This window comes from Flavobacterium polysaccharolyticum (assembly GCF_038739875.1).
In the GTDB taxonomy this organism is placed as follows: domain Bacteria; phylum Bacteroidota; class Bacteroidia; order Flavobacteriales; family Flavobacteriaceae; genus Flavobacterium; species Flavobacterium polysaccharolyticum.
This window is the reverse complement of the sequence record NZ_JBCGDP010000023.1, coordinates 1-18,886: the sequence shown is the minus strand read 5'-3', so window position 1 is coordinate 18,886 and position 18,886 is coordinate 1. Positions and strand designations below refer to the sequence as shown.

The 18,886-nt window shown below is 35.8% G+C and carries 19 protein-coding genes and 1 pseudogene; 6 read left to right on the top strand and 14 right to left on the bottom strand.

Features of this window, described 5'->3' with window-relative positions:
- Positions 1-268: 268 nt before the first annotated feature.
- Both WFZ86_RS17735 and WFZ86_RS17730 read left to right on the top strand, forming a co-directional pair.
- Positions 269-2,806: a T9SS type A sorting domain-containing protein gene (locus WFZ86_RS17735; protein ID WP_342693171.1), complete on the top strand. Its 2,538-nt coding sequence runs from the start codon at positions 269-271 to the stop codon at positions 2,804-2,806.
- Between the two features lie 5 nt (positions 2,807-2,811).
- Positions 2,812-3,024, top strand: a pseudogene (locus WFZ86_RS17730) (M13-type metalloendopeptidase); the annotation flags it as partial.
- A 203-nt stretch (positions 3,025-3,227) separates the two neighbouring features.
- Here the strand turns inward: WFZ86_RS17730 and WFZ86_RS17725 are convergent.
- Positions 3,228-3,740, bottom strand: coding sequence for a hypothetical protein (locus tag WFZ86_RS17725; protein WP_342693170.1), 513 nt, complete (start codon positions 3,738-3,740; stop codon positions 3,228-3,230).
- A gap of 391 nt (positions 3,741-4,131) precedes the next feature.
- Here WFZ86_RS17725 and WFZ86_RS17720 point away from each other — a divergent pair, with 391 nt between their 5' ends.
- Complete coding sequence (locus WFZ86_RS17720; protein WP_342693169.1) at positions 4,132-4,524, top strand: BACON domain-containing protein; 393 nt, start codon at positions 4,132-4,134, stop codon at positions 4,522-4,524.
- Between the two features lie 532 nt (positions 4,525-5,056).
- Here WFZ86_RS17720 and WFZ86_RS17715 read toward each other — a convergent pair.
- Positions 5,057-5,362 (bottom strand): heavy metal-binding domain-containing protein, encoded by a 306-nt coding sequence (locus tag WFZ86_RS17715; protein WP_342693168.1) that lies wholly within the window; start codon positions 5,360-5,362, stop codon positions 5,057-5,059.
- A 249-nt stretch (positions 5,363-5,611) separates the two neighbouring features.
- Here WFZ86_RS17715 and WFZ86_RS17710 point away from each other — a divergent pair, with 249 nt between their 5' ends.
- A complete protein-coding gene (locus tag WFZ86_RS17710; protein WP_342693167.1) occupies positions 5,612-6,499 on the top strand; it encodes an ankyrin repeat domain-containing protein in 888 nt (295 codons plus the stop codon).
- 314 nt (positions 6,500-6,813) lie between these two features.
- Here WFZ86_RS17710 and WFZ86_RS17705 read toward each other — a convergent pair whose 3' ends face one another.
- The 12 genes from WFZ86_RS17705 to WFZ86_RS17650 form a co-directional block, all read right to left on the bottom strand.
- Complete coding sequence (locus tag WFZ86_RS17705; protein WP_342693166.1) at positions 6,814-8,760, bottom strand: S9 family peptidase; 1,947 nt, start codon at positions 8,758-8,760, stop codon at positions 6,814-6,816.
- Between the two features lie 6 nt (positions 8,761-8,766).
- On the bottom strand, positions 8,767-9,708 hold the full coding sequence (locus tag WFZ86_RS17700; RefSeq protein ID WP_342693165.1) for a DMT family transporter: 942 nt from the start codon (positions 9,706-9,708) through the stop codon (positions 8,767-8,769).
- 4 nt (positions 9,709-9,712) lie between these two features.
- Positions 9,713-10,513, bottom strand: coding sequence for an SDR family oxidoreductase (locus WFZ86_RS17695; protein ID WP_342693164.1), 801 nt, complete (start codon positions 10,511-10,513; stop codon positions 9,713-9,715).
- Between the two features lie 65 nt (positions 10,514-10,578).
- Positions 10,579-12,957 (bottom strand): M28 family peptidase, encoded by a 2,379-nt coding sequence (locus WFZ86_RS17690; protein ID WP_342693163.1) that lies wholly within the window; start codon positions 12,955-12,957, stop codon positions 10,579-10,581.
- Positions 12,958-12,976: 19 nt separating this feature from the next.
- Positions 12,977-13,324, bottom strand: coding sequence for a hypothetical protein (locus WFZ86_RS17685; protein WP_064715389.1), 348 nt, complete (start codon positions 13,322-13,324; stop codon positions 12,977-12,979).
- Between the two features lie 347 nt (positions 13,325-13,671).
- Entirely contained in the window at positions 13,672-13,836 is a 165-nt protein-coding gene (locus WFZ86_RS17680; protein ID WP_342693162.1) for a hypothetical protein, read from the bottom strand.
- 143 nt (positions 13,837-13,979) lie between these two features.
- Positions 13,980-15,518 (bottom strand): carbon-nitrogen hydrolase family protein, encoded by a 1,539-nt coding sequence (locus WFZ86_RS17675; protein ID WP_024980694.1) that lies wholly within the window; start codon positions 15,516-15,518, stop codon positions 13,980-13,982.
- A gap of 53 nt (positions 15,519-15,571) precedes the next feature.
- Entirely contained in the window at positions 15,572-16,003 is a 432-nt protein-coding gene (locus tag WFZ86_RS17670) for an RDD family protein (RefSeq protein WP_342693161.1), read from the bottom strand.
- Between the two features lie 136 nt (positions 16,004-16,139).
- Positions 16,140-16,295, bottom strand: a complete 156-nt coding sequence (locus tag WFZ86_RS17665; protein WP_342693160.1) for a virulence RhuM family protein — start codon at positions 16,293-16,295, stop codon at positions 16,140-16,142.
- Positions 16,296-16,445: a hypothetical protein gene (locus tag WFZ86_RS17660; protein ID WP_342693159.1), complete on the bottom strand. Its 150-nt coding sequence runs from the start codon at positions 16,443-16,445 to the stop codon at positions 16,296-16,298.
- 23 nt (positions 16,446-16,468) lie between these two features.
- Positions 16,469-16,924: a hypothetical protein gene (locus WFZ86_RS17655; RefSeq protein WP_342693158.1), complete on the bottom strand. Its 456-nt coding sequence runs from the start codon at positions 16,922-16,924 to the stop codon at positions 16,469-16,471.
- Positions 16,925-17,039: 115 nt separating this feature from the next.
- The gene (locus WFZ86_RS17650; protein ID WP_342693157.1) at positions 17,040-17,552 is read right to left on the bottom strand and encodes a hypothetical protein; all 513 of its coding nucleotides are present in this window, start codon (positions 17,550-17,552) and stop codon (positions 17,040-17,042) included.
- Positions 17,553-17,764: 212 nt separating this feature from the next.
- Here WFZ86_RS17650 and WFZ86_RS17645 point away from each other — a divergent pair, with 212 nt between their 5' ends.
- Both WFZ86_RS17645 and WFZ86_RS17640 read left to right on the top strand, forming a co-directional pair.
- Positions 17,765-18,097, top strand: a complete 333-nt coding sequence (locus tag WFZ86_RS17645) for a single-stranded DNA-binding protein (RefSeq protein ID WP_342693156.1) — start codon at positions 17,765-17,767, stop codon at positions 18,095-18,097.
- An 11-nt stretch (positions 18,098-18,108) separates the two neighbouring features.
- Complete coding sequence (locus WFZ86_RS17640) at positions 18,109-18,564, top strand: HRDC domain-containing protein (protein ID WP_342693155.1); 456 nt, start codon at positions 18,109-18,111, stop codon at positions 18,562-18,564.
- Positions 18,565-18,886 lie beyond the last annotated feature (322 nt).

Below are 18,886 nucleotides of genomic sequence, written 5' to 3'. Positions count from 1 at the left end.
AAGATATTAATCTAAATTTTCCTCAGTTAATTTGCTCTAGCTATTAAATAAGATAAGAAGAGTTATTTTATGAATTTAGCGAGTATCAAATGTACCAATACTTTTACAAAAAATTGTGTTTTTGACAATTATGGAATCATTATCCATGGTAGAAAAAAACACATATATTTCATTTTTAAGACATATCCTTTCTAGTAAATTAGATCTAAACTTGTGATCTTTTCAAAAAAAACACTTTAATATATATAATTACAATATTACACAGTTTATGAAAAAAATTTTGTTTATACTCTCATCTTACTTTATAGCTAATTTATCTTTCGGTCAAACACTTTTTGACTACAAATATTTCATTCCAGATCATAGAAGTCATAATCTCAATATTATATATGATGATTTTGACAATGATGGTGATTTGGATATAGTTAAAAGAGATCTTAAGACATCGTTAGATGCATTACTTCAAAAAAATGAAAATGGTGATTTTAACTTAATAAGTTCGAAGTATATTACTGTTAGTACAACTCCAATAATTTCTATGGATTTAAATAATGATAGTTATCCTGATTTAATCACCTATCGTACGTTCGATACCATTGGCGTTCTATATAACTTAAAAAATGATTCATTCAGTAATGAGGAAAAGATTATGAATTTTACTGGATCGTATTCAATAAATCCCGTTAAATTTGATTACAACAGTGACGGATTCGTTGATTTATTTGTTCAAGATAATAATCATAAATACTATGTATTGATAAATAACAAAAAAGGTGGATTCGAACCAGCAAAATACATCGCTACACTAGAAGGTTTTGATTCTATATATAAGATTGAAGACTTTGATAATGACAAAGACTTTGATCTTTATGTAAAAAACGGAAATTCTATAAGTATCTATTTAAATTCCAATGATGTATTTGAAGAACTCAATTTTATAGATATTTACACCTCTTTTGATTCTTATGGAATACTAGACATCGATGGCAACGGTTACAAAGATATACTCTATTGGTATGATGGGGCACTATGGGCAAAATACATAGATTATAATGGTTCTACAAAAAAACATTTCATTAAAAACAGTTTAATAGTTGTTAAAGACATTCCATATTACACATTTTCAAACAATGCAGAATCAATTTATATTGAAAAGGATGGGACTAACAATTACACCGTTTACATAGCACTAGAAACAAGACAAAACCAAAATAATATATTTAAATTTAGTATAAACAACCAAATTTTTGGAAGTCCACAAATAGTCCTACCTAGATTTGAAGTAAATATTTTCAATTTGCAAGAATATCAATTCTTAGATATCAATAAAGATGGAAAATTAGACTTTTCTTTTACTTCAAATTTTAATGAACAAAAAATGATTTTCATAAATTATGATATCAATAAACAAGAAGATAAAACCATTTGTATTCAACAATCATTTTTCCCAATAAAATTCGCTATCGCAGATATGAACGGTGATGGGCAAGAAGATTTATGCACAGGAAGTCAAAATGGACTTGTATATTTAGAGAAAAAGGCAGATGAAATTCCAAGTCAATTACAAAATTTAATCGGAGTAATGCAAAATCCAGAAGTGTCGCATTTTACACTTAATAATATCATAGACTTTAATAATGATGGGATAGGCGATGTAATCGATTTTGATCCTACTAGAGATTATGTCAAAGTGTATAAAAATTATGGAAAAGATAAATTTGAACTGATTCAGAATTATACTCTACCGAACAGTATGCCTAGATACATTGATTTTGCCGATATTGACCAAGACGGGTTCATAGATATCATTCTAAGAAACAATAATCCTACTGATTATACTACTGTTCAATTCTCTTGGATGAAAAACAACAATGGTATTAATTTCCAAAATATTGAGTCTTTACCAATAAATTATTCTAAGCCTATATCTTATAGTTCTTTGGCCTACGCTGATTTTAACAATGATAAGAAAACTGACTTTTTACTATTATGCGGATACTTTGATAACGGAAAGATAAACTTAGAGGTAGTTTTATTAGAGAATATAAACGGACAACTTATAGGAAAAACCATTACATCTTTTGATGATTTTATTGGTTATAGCCATATAAAAGCTATAGATTTTGACAAAGACGGTGATATAGATTTTGTAGTTTACAGTAAAGAATACGATAAGCCATTACTATTTTTCAAAAATAAAGGACAATATCAATTTGATAAAATACTTATTGAAAACATTAATATTGAGGATCTTGAATTTGAAGACATTGACAACAATGGAGTTTATGAAATATATGCTTGGAATAATGATGATCAAAAAAATTTGAATACAATCTTTTATTACACTACCACTGATTTTATTAATTTCACTAAATCCATCATAGATACGTATAACATGTACAATGATAATTCAGACAAAAGTAAAAGGGGTGATTTGATTTTTTTTGATTATAATAAAGATAATAAAAAAGACCTATTTTTTAGTAATTATGCTACACGTTATAAAACAATATCAGTTTACAGAAATATCACCCAAACCCTAGATATTGAAGAAATAAACAAAAGTAACGACTTACAACAATTAACATTGTATCCCAATCCTTTTATAGAAACTATTTCATGGGATAATCCCGAAAATAAGGATTATAACATAAAGATTTTTACCATAACTGGTAAATTAATCCAAAATAAAAACACCAACAACAACACATTAAACCTTAGCAACTTAGAAAAAGGAGTCTATTTATTGAATATTGAAAATCAAAACAACAACTTTAAAAGAACATTCAAGATTATAAAAAAATAATGCTTAAGGAACGTTTCTTCATTTCTTGGTCTACCATCTGGCGTTCTAAAATGAGAGACGAAGCCTTGAAATCACAAGTAAAAACCGACCCGCATTCGCCAGGTATGTACAGAGCCTATGTGCCTTTACAAAACGTAGATGCATTCTATGATGCTTTCAACATTCAACCCAATGACGGGATGTATATCGCTCCAGAAAAAAGAGTAAAAATCTGGTAAGACTTACTGTTCTAAAAATACCAAAACCCATTCGCTGTAGCGAATGGGTTTTTTGTTATTGTAAAAAAGATGAAGTCTAAAAAACTTACAACCTGAATCTGATCATTATCTAAAATTTCAATTTGTCAGTTTTTATTTTAGTTACTATCTTCCTGCAAGGTTTTGAAAACCTTGCAGGAAATCAATTAAAAAAAAACCCTTAATTAAAAAGTAATTCTTACTCCAATTTGATTAGCACTCGCTAGAAGTGTTGTGGTCGGTTGTGATTCATAAGTACTCGCCGTACCATTGTTGTGTAAGCCCAATGCTTTTTTGATTCTTTTTGGATAACCCATCTTTATTGGTATAGAAGCTACAATCATCGCCCCGCCAACAATAGCCGCGGTTAAATTAGAACGTTCGGATTCTATGTTTGGTGAATAATACCCAGAATTATAAGTAGAAGTCGTGTTATCTGTAGTCATAGCGGTTGCAAGATTAACTGTTACCAAGCCTAAACCACCATAAAACAAAACATTTCCCCACGTTTTTTTATTGCGACCAGCGTTGTATTCTGATAAAGCTTCGCTGTTTTTGGCTAGTAATTGTCTAACCTCATCAGATGTTAATTTTTTGTTTTCAGAAGTATATACGGTACCTCCACTACCATAGTTAAGTTGTTGTGCCATTCCAGAAATCGAAATCATCAAGAAGGCTAAAAGCATTGTTCTTTTCATAAATTATTGAATTATAACATAGTACACTATTGTTATTTTTAAGTTATATGCTCTTGGATTAGAGCTTTTATTGGCTTAAAAATATTTTAAAAAGTAGGAATTATAAGTGATTTTGTATAACAAATAAAAGAAGAAAAACTGTACAATTTGATACCTATTCATCAAAATTAATATGATAGCTGACTAAACTGAGTTCAAACTAAAGCTTTAAATCCAAATTCGGTTTGTTTGTCAATTTTTCTATAAGTTTTTTCAACCTTAACTAGAAGTGTTTACAAAGAGAACTTCTTTTCGCTTTTGAAACAAGTGTCAGCGTTTTTTTATTCAACTTGACAACAATAAAGTAAATGCAGAACCGTTGAATAGATTCTAATTTAATCCATAAAACAAAATGAGACACACAATTTTAAAAGCCTTCGTATTATCAAGCATACTTTTAACTGGCGTAACATCGTGTAGCAATGACGATTCCTCTTCAGAAAGCACAATTCAAGGAGATAATAACAACGGAACAAAAAGTCTTTCTGCAAAAAGTAACCAAACTAGTTTTACAAGTCAGGCTTCTACTTCAGAAATAATAATAGAAACCAATGAAGATTCTTGGGCAATCAGTAGTTCAGATAAAACATGGCTGCAATTAAGTCAAGAATCTGGGTCCTCTGGAAAAACAACAATAAAAATAACCGTTTTAGAAAACAAAAATACAACTTCTCGATCTGCAACTGTAACTGCAATTTCTAAAAATGCTAAAGCAGAAGTTACCTTTACTCAACAAGGAAAATAGCAAGTAAACCCAAATTCAAGATTAGAAATCTGTAAAATTAAATTTTCGTTAAAACCAAAAACTTTTCACGAGTTATACTATCAATTAGAGTTCAACATACAGCTAGTACAATTCTCTTATTCTTAAAATAAAAGTATTTGCTCCTTTGTTGGTGCTTTCAATAAATGTTTCGCTAAAAGTTTCCTTTTTTCAAAATAGAATGTGAGCCTTGCTATGTCATAATTTCGTTTAGCCAAAAAGGCTAATCCTGGCTATCGGTTAAAAGCTTTTGTAAAAAAACAAAAGGCTGTCCACAAACATTAGACAGCCTTTACATTTTGGAAGAAAATAGTATACACAACCCAGTCGAATGAAACGATAATAATAACTATACAAAACCTTGTTTTGTAAATACTATCAACTTAATCAGCTTTACAACATTTTCCTTTCATAGTAAGGTTTACAACCGAACTATACCGAACTGAAACAAAAATCCCCTCTATCAAACATATGAGGTTTTTACATCTACAAACACTAGACTAGCCTAAATCATTTATCGCTTAACAATAGTAACAGCAGTGCCAGTTACGGTAGCAGCAATTAAGTACTCACTGCTTTTTACTTCAATATCCACAAGTATCCCTACAACAGCGTTCGCGTTTATTTTTTCAGCATTTTGCCTAAGTTGTTCCAACGCCTGCTCTTTCACATCTGCAATACTTTGACTTACACCATCATAATATTTTTGCATATTAAAAGTCATAGTCATTTTTTGGACATTTACAGCAGTTCCTGAGACAATACCCTTGTACTCCATAATTTTATAATCTTCTACAGAATTGGTTGTCGTTAAAAGCATCTTTTTTATGTTTAAAATTTAGTTACTCTGTTTGAGTACAGAATTACTATTTCGTTACACGATGAGATGTAATAAATTGGTTTTGATTATTGCGATAGATATGAATTAGACAATAGAATGAGTTTGAGGAAAAAATTGGGAGACTTTTAGTATGTTTACTATTCTTAAGAAGCATTGAAAAAAACTCAAAGTGAGAACACTTTTAACAGCAGAGAATACGGTCATTGCACCGTTTATTTTTTTTTTATTATGAAAAACACAATACTACTTATCCTTGTTTTTGTTATGAACAGTTGCTATAAACAAGAAACATTAGTTGATAAAAGTAAATTAAACGGATATGATTACAGATTATATCAAAGTACCCCAGCTTGGACACTTGCTAAGGCAATTAAAGCAGAAGATATTGAAAAGATAAAAGAGGAAGTTTTGCAAAAAAAAGTCCCTATAGATTTAGCGGATCCTAAATATGGAAGTACATTGTTGCGTATAGCTATATATAATAAGCATTATAATTCTGTTAAAACCTTATTAGAATTAGGTGCGGACCCCAATAAGCATGACAGCTTTAATGGTGCAACCCCAGTACTTGCTGCTGCCAAGAGTAGCGACCCAAGATATTTACAACTTCTATTGGTTTATAAGGGAGATCCTAACTCCAGAGAATATTTTTCAGACGCCAACAGTACTCAGGATGAAGCTAGAGAAACAGCTTTGACTAGTTGTATCACTAGTATGGATGGTTATCATGATCTTGAAAAAGTAAAAATGCTTGTTGAAGCAGGAGCCGATATCAATTATAGTAAAAGAGGCATAATACAGTCAGTATTTGGTCAAGCTATACTTTCAGGAAAAATGGATGTTGCCTTATATCTCATAGAAAAAGAAGTTGATTATACCAAGCCAATAGCCTACCCAATGTTAGAAGGGGTTATAGAAGAAGTCTCAGTTCTAAGTATATTAAGAAGTACTGTAATTGAATTAGATACAGAACAATATAAGAATAAGATGAAATTGGTTGCGTTTTTAAAAACAAAAGGATTGGATTATGACAAAGAACCCATTGACCGAACAACTATAGAAAGAATAAGGGCAATGTATCCTAATAATTGGAAAGAATATATAAATAGGTTTTAATAGCTGGGATATTAATCATTACTCCCAAAAAAACCTAAATGGACTCGAAAAAGACCTTGCAGGAAAACAACTGAAAAATCATTTAAAAAACACGATTTTAATTAGCATTGCTTGGCTTATGAAAAACCAAACGTCCTCCCCTAGCCCCGATGGGAGCGGCATCCTTGCTTGGCGGGGTTCGGCAAGCAAGATATAGCGGACAGGGGGACGACTCGTGTGGGGCGCAGGTCACGGGTGCTCCCAATGACGAAACTACTTTTTAGTGTTACCTTCTTCAAACAAAAACCCAATCGCTAGGAATGGGTTTTGTGGGATTATTTTAAAAGATACTCTTGCATAAATCGGATAACGGCCAGTCGTTGGTAATCGACGTTGGCTTTTTTCTTGAAGCCGTGGCCTTCGTCTTTGGCCTCGAGGTACCAAACCGTATTGCCTTGTGCTTTGAGTTTGTCGCGCATTTGAAGGGCTTCGGTCACGGGAACGCGAGGGTCGTTGGTGCCCTGAATGATGAATAACGGTTTTTTGATTTTATCGGTATTGTTTAAAGGCGCCATTTTATCAAAAAAAGCGGCCATTTCGGGGATGCGTTCATCGCCATATTCTACTCTTCGCAAGTCCCGACGGTATTCCTCGGTGTTCTTAAGGAAGGTATTGAAGTTGGAAATCCCCACAATATCTACCGAGCATCGAATTTTGTCGGCATAGTGAAAGGCCGTGGCCAAAGTCATATAACCGCCATAACTTCCGCCCATAATCATAATGCGGTCTTTGTCGAGTTCGGGTTGTTGGGCAATCCAATCCAATAGCGCGCCGATGTCTTTTACGGAATCCTCACGTAACATCCCGTTGTCTTTGGCCAAATACGTTTTACCAAAACCCGCAGAGCCTCTCACGTTCGGGAAAATCATCGCCACGCCCATTTCGTTGGTGTAAAAATTGCTTGCGCCCAAGAAAGACGCTTGCGATTGTGCCTCTGGTCCTCCGTGAATCTGAATCAACACGGGTCTTTTTCCTGTGAATTTTGAAGCTGCTGGATAATAAAATCCTGAAATGCCCAAGCCATCAAAACTTTTCCATTCGATAAATTTTGGCAATGCCATATCAGAAGCTTGCATTTCGCCCAATTCGCTTGCGGTCCACTGCTCGATTTTGCCGTTTTTTAGCGAAAAGCGGTATACATCCGAAGCGGTTTGTGCTGTCGATTGCGTAAAAAACAAACTTTGGTTGTCCTTGGTAAACTCCGCTCCGCCAATCAATCCGGTGGGAATATTTTTGACTTCGCTATAGGATTGGTCTTTGGTATTCATCAAATACATTTTGTTGCGACCCGCTTCGTTGGTGATGAACACCAGTTGTTTTTTGTCTTCCGAAAAAGAAAAACTTTCTACATTCCAATTGATTTTGGACGTTAGATAGTTCACTTTTTTGGTCTTCACATCCAAAATAGCCAAACGCTCAAACTCGTTGTCTTTATCGGTCAAAAACCAAATTTCGTTGGTCGAATTTCCAAATTTGGCACTGGTTTGAATCACGCCTTTGCTGGCTCTGTCGGTTACTTCGGATAATTTGCCCGAAGCAACATCCAAAGACCAAATATGAGATTCATTGGCCGAAATGTATTCGCCAATCAATAGTTGTGCATTGTCTTTGGAAAGGTCCAAAATACCCCAACCGCCTCCTTTTACTTGCAGCACCATTTTGGCTGCTGAAGGATTTTTGGGGTCCATATAATAAATATCACGGTCTCCACCGTTGCGTTTGGTCGAGGAGAAATAAAACCCTTTTCCATCAGCCCTCCAAGTAATGCCTCCGTTTTGTGAACGGCCGCCATCAGTCAGTAAAGTCGATTGCAGCGTTTTAAGGTCTAATTGGTACAATTGCCCAAACTCATTACCTCCCACGTCTTTGGAATAAATCAAATACTCGCCTTTGGTAGGCTCGTAACTCACGCCACTAACCGGTTCGTCGAAAAAAGTGATTTGCGTTCTCGCGCCCAAAGGTTGCACCACACGATGCAATTGAGCTGTAGAGCCAAAACGAGTCGTGATGATAATATCGTTTTTTACAGGATGAATTTCTGCCAAAGAAGCACCACGAGCCTCGGAGTATTTTTTTACTTGAACGGCTAACTCTTTGGGAATGGAAGCAATGTTCTCGGTAATCAAATTTTCGTTAGGCAAAATACCCGTGTTTTTTTGCTGTGCTTGTACTAAAGTCAAGCCGAGCAACGTCGGGATTAAAATAAATGCATTGAACTTCATATTATTTTAGTTTTGGATTAGTATTCGTTTTCGATGGCGTTGCATAGCAAAATTAATGATGTACAAGCCTGTTAAAGTAACCGTTCCGCCAATAATGATGGCCGCAGTGAGAATCTCGTCAAACAAAAAAGCCCCCAAAAGTACCGCCACAATCGGATTGATATAGGCATAGACACTACTCAATTCGGTAGGTAAATGCTGCAAGGCATAAATGAAAGCAATGAATGTCAACACCGAACCAATACCTACCAAATAGGCAATCGCCCACCAAGAAGCGGCAGGAATTTGTGTTAGCGGAATATTAGTGCCTGTAGCTCCTGTGAAAGCAAAAAGGCATACGCTAGAAATCAACATTTGTAATCCTAGACTAAAATAAGGATTAAAACTCGCGGCTTTTTTCTTGGTGTACAAGGTACCAAAAGCCCAAGTAATGGTAGCAGCCACAGACAAGACAATCCCAAACTGAAAATCGGGTCGAATAAAATCGGCCAAATGCTCATAAAAAATTACGCAGACTCCTGCAAAAGCAATGGTGATACCAAAAACAGCCAATCGGGTAATGCGTTCACCATTAAAAAAGCTAATCATCGCAATCCAAATAGGTACCATTGCGCCAATAATCGCTCCTAATCCACTGGGAATGAATTTCACGCCCCACGTACTTAGTCCGTTGCTCAGCGCAAAATTAAGCATACTCAAAATCAAGATGGATTTCCATTGTTTGCCTTTGGGCCAAGGTGTTTTTTTAACTAAAAAGAAGCCCACATACAAAGCACCACCCAAAAACTGACGAATAGCGGCCAACTGAAGTGCTGGCATATGTTTTACGCCTTCTTTAGACGCCAACCAAGTCGTACCCCAAGCAATACTTACCCAAGCTAAGGCCAACATAGGCAATCCCAAGGTAGCAAGCGGAGCCGTTACTGCATTTTTAATTTTTGTTCTCAAAAGATTACGGAGTTTCTACAAAAGTATACTTTAAAATCGTTTGTAGTTTATCACTACTAATCCTTTTTCCGGTTCCCGAAGAAGTTGTGTCAAAAGTTGGCGCTACCAATTGCCATTCGAGTGCTTTCTTAGTATAATACTCTTCTCTGGTAGGATGATAAGGCGAGACAGCGTTGAAGGTTTCGTTCCAACACTTCAACTCTATAATTTTTTGAATAATTCCGATGCAATCCGTTTGGTGAATGAAATTAATAGGCGCCTTGGCATTGGGTAGATTTTCTTTGCCTGCCAAAAATCGAACAGGATTACGGTCAGTTCCTACGAGTCCGCCAAAACGAAGGATAGTGGTTTGAAAATGAGGATTGCTTTGCAAAAGTTGCTCTACGATTACCAATTGGCGACCACCTTCACTATCGGGATTCAAAGGCGTAGTTTCGGTAACCAAATCATTCTCTTCACCGTATACCGAAGTAGAACTTACAAACAGTACGTTTTGAACATCGGATTGTTCGATAAACGGAATCAAGGTTTGCATTTTACCCACAAAATCCTCGCTGTTGTTGCTTCTTAATTTAGGTGGAATATCAATAATCAATATTTCGCTTCCTTTTAGAAAGGTAGTGATATCGCCATCAATGGCATTGGGTTGTAATTCCATCAAAAACGGAAGAACCCCTAGATTTTCTAAATCTCCTAGTTTTGAAGAAGAAGTTGTGGAGCCTTTCACCGAAAAACCATTGTTTACAAAGGCTTTCGCCAAAGGCAAACCGAGCCAACCGCAACCAAGAATACTAATTTGTGTCATAGAATGTAATGTAGAGCAAATCTAGTTTATCAAAGATTTAAAAAAAAGTTAACTTCAAAATCTTATCACATCTTCGTTTTCAAACTATCTTTTGCAATAGCCAAAGAATCAGTAACAGGCACCACTAACTCTTTAGGAATTGTTTGTTGCCCTTTTCTTATTTTCTTTCGAATGACAACAGCATCGTTGAGTACAAAAGGTGTTGGCATCATCCAATTCTCTCTCGGCTTAATAGTAAACAACGAATTTTGCAATAAATCAAAGGAAGATTCGAGCAATTCCATATCGATTACTGCGGAGGCATTAATACTAAAATCTAGCACTAAAGGGGTATTGTTGACTACATAATATCTTACTATTTTCTTTCCGTTACGCTCTAATGTAGAACTCGTATCCTCAAGATTTCTTACACCATTGGCTCTAAAATTATAAAAAGTCATGGCTTCATTGGCAAAAATATCATAGCGATTGACTTTTCGATTTGGGATAATTTTCAATTGAATGTGTCGCAAATTGCCAGCGAGACTGTCTTTAGTAAATAAGATTAAAGGTTTTTTTACCCCCACAACATCCGTTGTCGCAGCATAAGTAAAACCGGAATTGTATTTGCTAAACAAAGGCATATCGTTAAGTAGTCTAGCACTTTTTGGATTGGCACCCAAATACGTTTTGGTCCAATCGTCTAAATTGACATCATAGGTAGCCCAAAAAGCTTGGTTGGTATCCGCATCGTAAAAGTACAACAAACTGTTGGATTTTGCTTCTCCTGCTTTATAACCCGAATTAAAATGACCTTTGGCAAAAAACAACAACGATAACACAAACAATCCAAAAGCCCAACTTCCTTTTCGATTAAAAGCACCAAAAACAGGCAACAACAATCCAAAAGTAAGTACCGTTAGGATAGCGCTACCAAATAAGATTTTTAATCCCAATCCAACTGGGAACATTTGAATGAATGGCGCCAAAAGCAATAGTGCTGGAATTCCACAGATTAAATTCAACACCCAATTCGAGCGTTGCGTTAAGACAAACGCACCAAAAGCAATCAAACCAAAATAAACTGGGATAATCAAAAATCCAGCACCCCCGAGTGAATTAGCAATAAATCCATTAATGACCATCCAAACTAGCAATACCATTACATAATGGTTCATCGTCACTTTTTTGGCGGAGAACCAATGGTACATCAAGAAACAAATCGACAAACTCAACACTACAAAAGCCGCTATATAATCGTGGCCGTTGTAAGTAAATCCGTTGAGTAAATCGTTGTATTGCGGATACGCCCAAAGCAATCCTTTCCAACCAAAATACGTCAATCCACCCGCAATTCCCAAGGCGCCCAAAAGCGGAATCAATCCCTTGAACAATTCTCTAAAAGTAAAAATGCGTTTGGCTTTGCCAATGAAAAGGAAAAACACAAAAAATACCCCAGCAATAATCGTCATCGGTAATACCCAAGAAAAAGGATAACTGATAAACGTAAACGGAATCGTAAAATACACCTCATCTTCGGTGGCTTGTACGGCATCCAAATTAGCATTCGAAAAATACGTTAGCAAAGGCATTAAGTAACGGCCTTGATGCGCCAAAGTGTTTTTAGCCAAATGTTGAGCGTCATCCTGCTGAGTGTGGTAATTATAATGGTCGTCGATAAACGCAAAATTCAATCCCTGAATGTTTCCTTTCTCTCTAAAAACGGTTAAGTCCGTGTCGTTAGGCAACATTTTGTAAATACTATACATCAACGAATTCGAAACGGGATAGGTCACGCCTGCATTTGAAAATTCGTTCACCAATCCTGCATTCCCCTTGTTGGTTTCCATCAACATATAACTCGGTCCCGAAGAGCCACGCGCTTCAAAATTGAGCGCCAAGCCTACTTCTTTTGCCCAAGGATGTTGCGTCACGAACAAAGCAGCTCCGTTTAAACCCAATTCTTCGGCATCCGAAAAAACAATAATGATGTCGTTTTTATGTTGTTTTTTGGATTGCAAAAAAGCACGAATGCCTTCAATAATTGTCGCTACTCCAGAAGCATCATCACTTGCCCCGTGTGAAAAAGAATGCGGCGCACTATCGTAATGCGAGAGCAACAACAACGCTTTTTTAGAATTCGTTCCCTTAATGCGCCCAATAATATTTTTAGACTGTACCAGATTTCCCCAATCGCTCATCGTGTAGCCTTCTTGCACTTGAGTAGCAATACCCATCGTTTTCAATTCTTGCACCAGCATTTGTGCGACCACATCGTGATTGGCAGAACCTACATAATGCGGTTCCTTCGTCATCTTTTCCACCATTTTGAAAGCCCGCTTGGTCGAAAAATTGGCTAGATTTTGTTCTTCATATTCTATGGTTTGCGGCATTTGCAGAAAGTAACCTGCTGCCAAAACGAGCAACAGCACAAAAACCGAAAGTAAAGAGGCGTATTTTTTCATAGCAATGGGGATGTGGTATTTAAATATCTTTTTTGACTAGCATATAATAGTCATTCTCTAAAATCATATAACCTTGGTCGTACAAGAAATAGTAGGTATTTCCTGTTTTGGTATTCAAAATCGAAGTGAAAAATTCAAAGTCAAAACCCTTGCTCATCAACTTGGCTCGAGTCGTTTTCGTTTTACCTTCTACATTCAATTCTGACAAAATTCGGTAATTTTTGCGCAACTTATTGTTAATATTCCGCATATAATTCGTACTATCCTTATTTATTTTATTGTTGTAGGCATTTCGGCAGCTATCGCTACAAAATTTCTTGTCCTCGCGACCTACAATTTTTTCACCACATTCTAGGCAAGCTTTCATTAGTTTACGATTTAAGTTATCACTCTATCTATTTTGAGCCCAGCAAAAGGCTTTATTGGTTATCATTGGTTCCTGCTGTCCTTCCTATCTTTTTTGCCCCGAAAAAAATCGGGTCAAAAAAGGATATTCCCTCCCATCAGGGCTAGGTAGGGAACAGGGTTTTGTGTTTGTTTTGGTTTCTCTATTTATACCTACTATTTTGTTACAAAATTTGAATAGGAATGGGCTAAAGCCCATTCTTCACATTGTGTTTCGCATTGGGCTTTAGCCAAAATTTACTATAATTTTGGCTAAAGCCTTTCTATAATTTACAATCATATCATCTCGCTAAAGCGAGACGCAATTGATTATTCATAATCACTCATCAATCGTTTCTTGCTACTAATCATATCTACAAGGTTTGAAAAAAACCTTGCAGGAAATCCAGTGACAAAAACTTGTTCTAGCACTACTCGACCTGCGAGGTTTTCAAAACCTTGTAGGTCTACTTCACAGAAAATCAAACTTCTCATTCCAAAAATCCCCTTGTTACTCTCTAACCCCGATAGGAGCGGCATCCTTTTTTTCACCTTTCGGGGGAAAAAAGATATAGCGGATAGCGGGACGATGCTTCCTGAAAAGCCTTTTGTGACTGTTCCTAAATATTCCCCCTTCACTATTTCTCTCCGTTTTTTATCTTTTTTATTTCGTATAAATCGGTTCTTCGGTCTTTGAGGATGCGAACGCTGCCGTGTTCGTGTAGCTCTTTGAGCAAATCCAAATCGACGTCGACAATCAGCGTCATCTCGGTGTTGGGCGTGGCTTCGGCTTTGATGCCGTTGCTCGGAAACGCAAAATCCGAGGGCGTAAACACCGCCGATTGCGCATACTGAATATCCATATTATTGACCTTGGGCAAATTGCCCACACAACCGGCTATGGCGACAAAACACTCGTTTTCGATGGCTCGGGCTTGGGAACAATGTTTGACTCTGGTGTAGGCGTTTTGCGTATCAGTTAGGAAGGGTACGAACAAGATATTCATCCCTTCATCGGCCATTAATCGAGAGAGTTCTGGGAATTCGACATCGTAGCAAATCATTACGCCTATTTTTCCACAATCGGTATCAAAGGTTTTGATTTCGGAGCCGCCTTTCATTCCCCAATGTTGCACCTCGTTTGGCGTAACGTGAATTTTGGCATACATCTCTGAAGTCCCGTCGCGCTTGCACAAAAAACCAACATTATACAAATTTCCACCCTCTAAATACGGCATACTTCCGGTGATGATGTTGATGTTGTACGAAATGGCAAACTCCTGAAACCGCTTGCGAATTGGGTCCGAATATTTGGCCAATTCGCGTATGGCTTCGGCCTCGGTGAGGTGATTGTAATCGGCCATCAAAGGCGCGGTGAACAGTTCTGGGAACAACGCAAAATCGCAACCATAACCCGAAACCACATCGATAAAAAACTCGGATTGTTCAAACAAGGCGTCGAGATTGGAGAGCGAGCGCATTTGCCACTGAATAAGCCCTAGCCGAATCACCGATTTTTCGGTGTTGATGAGCTTGGGACTTTCATCATAATAAATGTTATTCCATTCGAGCAAAACGGCAAATTCCTTCGAATCTTCGTCGCCTACTAAATAATTTTTGATGACGCGCAACACGTGAAAATCGTTGCTCAACTGAAACGACAATACGGGGTCGTGTAGTTGTTTGCTTTTGATTTTGTCGATGTATTTTTTAGGCGACATTTTATCGGCATACTGCCCATAATTCGGAATTCGTCCTGCAAAAACAATAGATTTGAGGTTGAGTTGTTCGCATAGTTCTTTGCGCGCGTCATACAAACGGCGTCCCAAACGCAAGCCGCGATAATTGGGATGAATAAACACATCGATACCATACAAAATCTCCCCAAACGGATTGTGGGTCGAAAACGAATAATTGCCCACGACCTCCAAATAATTATGGCGTTTGTCGACCAATTTTTCGTCTACAATCAACGACAAGGCCGAACCCACCACTTTCCCATCGGCCAAAATCACCAACTGTCCTTCGGGAAAAATGGCCAATAAGCGCTCAATATCTTCGGAACGCCAATAGGAATCGGCCATTTCGGGATAGGATTCCACCATCGAGTTCTTGAGTTGCTTATAATCCTCAAACGCCAAATTGCGCAATTCTACTTTTTTGATTTTGGTTTGCATCTGTAGTGGGGTTTTAGGGGGTTGGGAAATTGGTTTTTTTTATGACACGTGATTTAATTTTGATTCACTTCCACGACGATTGTCTTAGCCCAAATATCTCCTAAACGTTGATTTCTATCTGTATTTTTTATTGCCATTATTGCAAGCAATCCAAAAGGAAACATATCTATTGGATCTAATACGTGCCTTTTTATAGATTGACCCAATGAAAGTTCACCATTGTTTTTTGTCAACGATTTTGGTTGTAGCCCTACAATTGAATTTCCTAAAGTAGCGCCAAAAAAGGTTTCAAGTACCACTAAAAAAACAAACCAAAATAGTATTGGAACTAGGGCCAGAAAACCTGTTACAGAATAACCACCTTCCTCGTTTGGTTCGCCAAATGCTGAGATAAATGCATAGAAAAAAGCATAAATAATTGCGTAATCAATGAGCCCTGCAAAAAAACGCTTAGTAAGATTTGGTTTTAAATTTGTGTTCTCCATTTATTGTTTTGAATTTAATTTTTTTATCTGATTTTATAAACTTCTATTTAACACGCTTATTATCTGGCTTTCGATTTCCCTCCATTTGAACTGTCGCAAATTTTGCGACAGTTGAATGGGATTCTAATTCTTTTTCTTAATAAATTGTATTGATATGCTTTACAATTGTTTTAACATCTCTATCAAACAAAAGAGACAATTGTTGATGATTTAACCATACCGTATCGTTTTCTAACTGCACCAATACCTCGGTGCCTTCTGAAGTTTTATAAATTTCTACTTTATGGTCCATTTATTGTTTTGAATTTAAAATTAACTCGATGGATGCTTCATCAACGAGTAAGTGTGTTAGTGTTTTTTTTGCTAAAACTTTATCAGATTGTATTGCTTTGTCAAATACATCTATTAAACCACAAGCATAAAGCCTTTCATTTACAGTCATTGCTTTTAGATTCTCAATTGAGATTATTCTTTTACTTTAACTTTTGAATTTAGAATTGAAAAAATTGCTTTTGTTTCCTTAGAAATTTTTGACCAATTAGCTACGGAAGAATGATGAAACTCTAAAGCTTTATTATTGCAAACTAAACGCAAACTGAAATTCTGTCCTGCAAAGCAAGTTTCCGTATAAATTGTGTATTCTTTTAAAGTGATTAGTTGATACGCATTTGAAAACATTTTTTTCTTTTCGGCTGGAGTCAATTTAAAGGATTTACGTTCAACTTTTGGCTTATAATTAATGATGCTCTCGGTTACTACCTCTAAATAATTACCCTCATAATCAATTATGTATTTATTCTCATCAATACTAATCTCTAATTGTTCTCGGCAAAAGTCTTCATCAATAACAATTTTGCTTGTATCATTTTTACAAGAAATTAATGTTAAGAATAAAAAGAGTTGTAAAAATGTTGTTTTCAATTTATATAGTTTTTTAATAATTACTTCCGATTTGTTAAATCATATCAAATAAAATTCAGCTAAATAAGTCATTTTTCACAAAGCAATACTATCTAATTCCTTTGGCAATCTATGCCTAATCAGTTTCGTCAGCTTGTTTAAAAATAAATTTTGTTAAAAACTTACTATTTGTAAAAAGCAAATAACCTATAAATGATTTCAGAAAATAAGCGACAATCCATTTTGAATTTTCAAACTCTATAAATAAAGCATCTTGCCTGAAAAATTCGAAAAGAGTTGAGCAAAACATAGGTATACTTGCTGCCAACATTAATCCTCCAATTACAGCAATTGAAATATTAAGAATTGTTGATGCTTTTATATTCAAATCAATCTTTTCTTCAAGATTCTTTTCAAGTTTCAGTTTCTCAATTATCCATTCAGGTTTAAAAACAAAAAGTCGTGTAATCAACAAATAGATTAATAAGATAAAAATTAAAAATAAAAACATCTGAAGAAGGTTTTCATTCCTCTCTTCAAGTGTAACTTGCAGAGTTGAAAAAAATTGAGGAATCACCGTTAATACTGAAAAAAATAGTGACAATCCTAAAATCTTTATCAGTATTATCCAGAATGTTTTTACTTTCATATTGTTTTATTTATGATGTAATTCCCCCAAATATACTCAAAAAATTCCATTTACAAACGGTTACAAACAATTACAACCGAAAGTAAATGGGATGCAACCGACTAATTATCAATCGGCACCGCATCTTTGCCCTGTCGAAATGAAACAACGACCTTGTTGCTCATCCGACACGAACTTTTTAATTATATGCCTAACTTTTAAATTTACACGCCATGAATGCAATGAAAAACAGAGTACAATTAATTGGTCACGTAGGAAACGAACCAGAAATCAAAACCTTTGACGGAGGTAAAAAAGTAGCCAACCTTACAATCGCTACCAACGACACTTACCGCAACGACAAAGGCGACAAAGTAGAACAAACCGAATGGCACAAAGTAACTGCCTGGGGAAAAACAGCCGACATCATCGAGAAATACGTGACCAAAGGCAAGGAAGTAGCCATCGAGGGCAAACTCACTCACCGTAGTTACGAAGACAAGAACGGGGAAAAACGCTACATCACCGAAGTGATAGTGAATGAAATCCTTTTGATTGGTAAATAAAATCCGAGGCTATGAATGTACAAGTATTTTCCGTTCGGATAGATGCTCCTCATTTGGCGCACGACCAGCAACAACTTAATGATTTTATCGCCTCGGTAGAATTGGTACAATCTGATACCCATTTCATCGAATCCGATGCTAGTTATTGGTCAGTTTTGTTGCATTATAAAGAGAAAATCAATCTTGCGCCTCGTGAAAAAGAGCCGCTCACCGACTTAACCCAAGACCAAATCGATAGGTTTCAACAATTGAAAAATTGGCGCAACGAAAAAGCCAAAACTAATGGTTTGAAGCCATTTATAATTTTTCACAACAGCCATCTGATTCAAATAGCGGTGCAACATCCCAAAACGAGTTCCGATTTTCAATGGATTAAAGGATTTGGAGCTAAGAGAACACAACAGTTTGCGGATGAAATCATTCAGCTATTAGAAAACATTTATCTTAATCAGGAAGAATTAATTTAAAAACATATAAGCCATTTGAGTTTTCTATAAGCAGCAGAATTCTTCAAAACCATAGAAGGCATTTAAGGACATAAAAGGCTGAGTAAAAAGCTTGAATGTTCTTGATGCCTTTTGGGTTTAATATTATGTGCTTTGTGAAATTTGTGGTTAATTATTGGCCACGGATATCGCGGATGAAACGGATTTTCAATAGAATGTATCGTCCTAAAAAAAGTTTACAGTTTTTAATTAATACCTAGAATAGGTTTACATTTTTTTTTAATACTAGAATTAGTTTACAATGATAGTGTTTTTTCGATAATAGTTCTTCCATAGTTTTTCT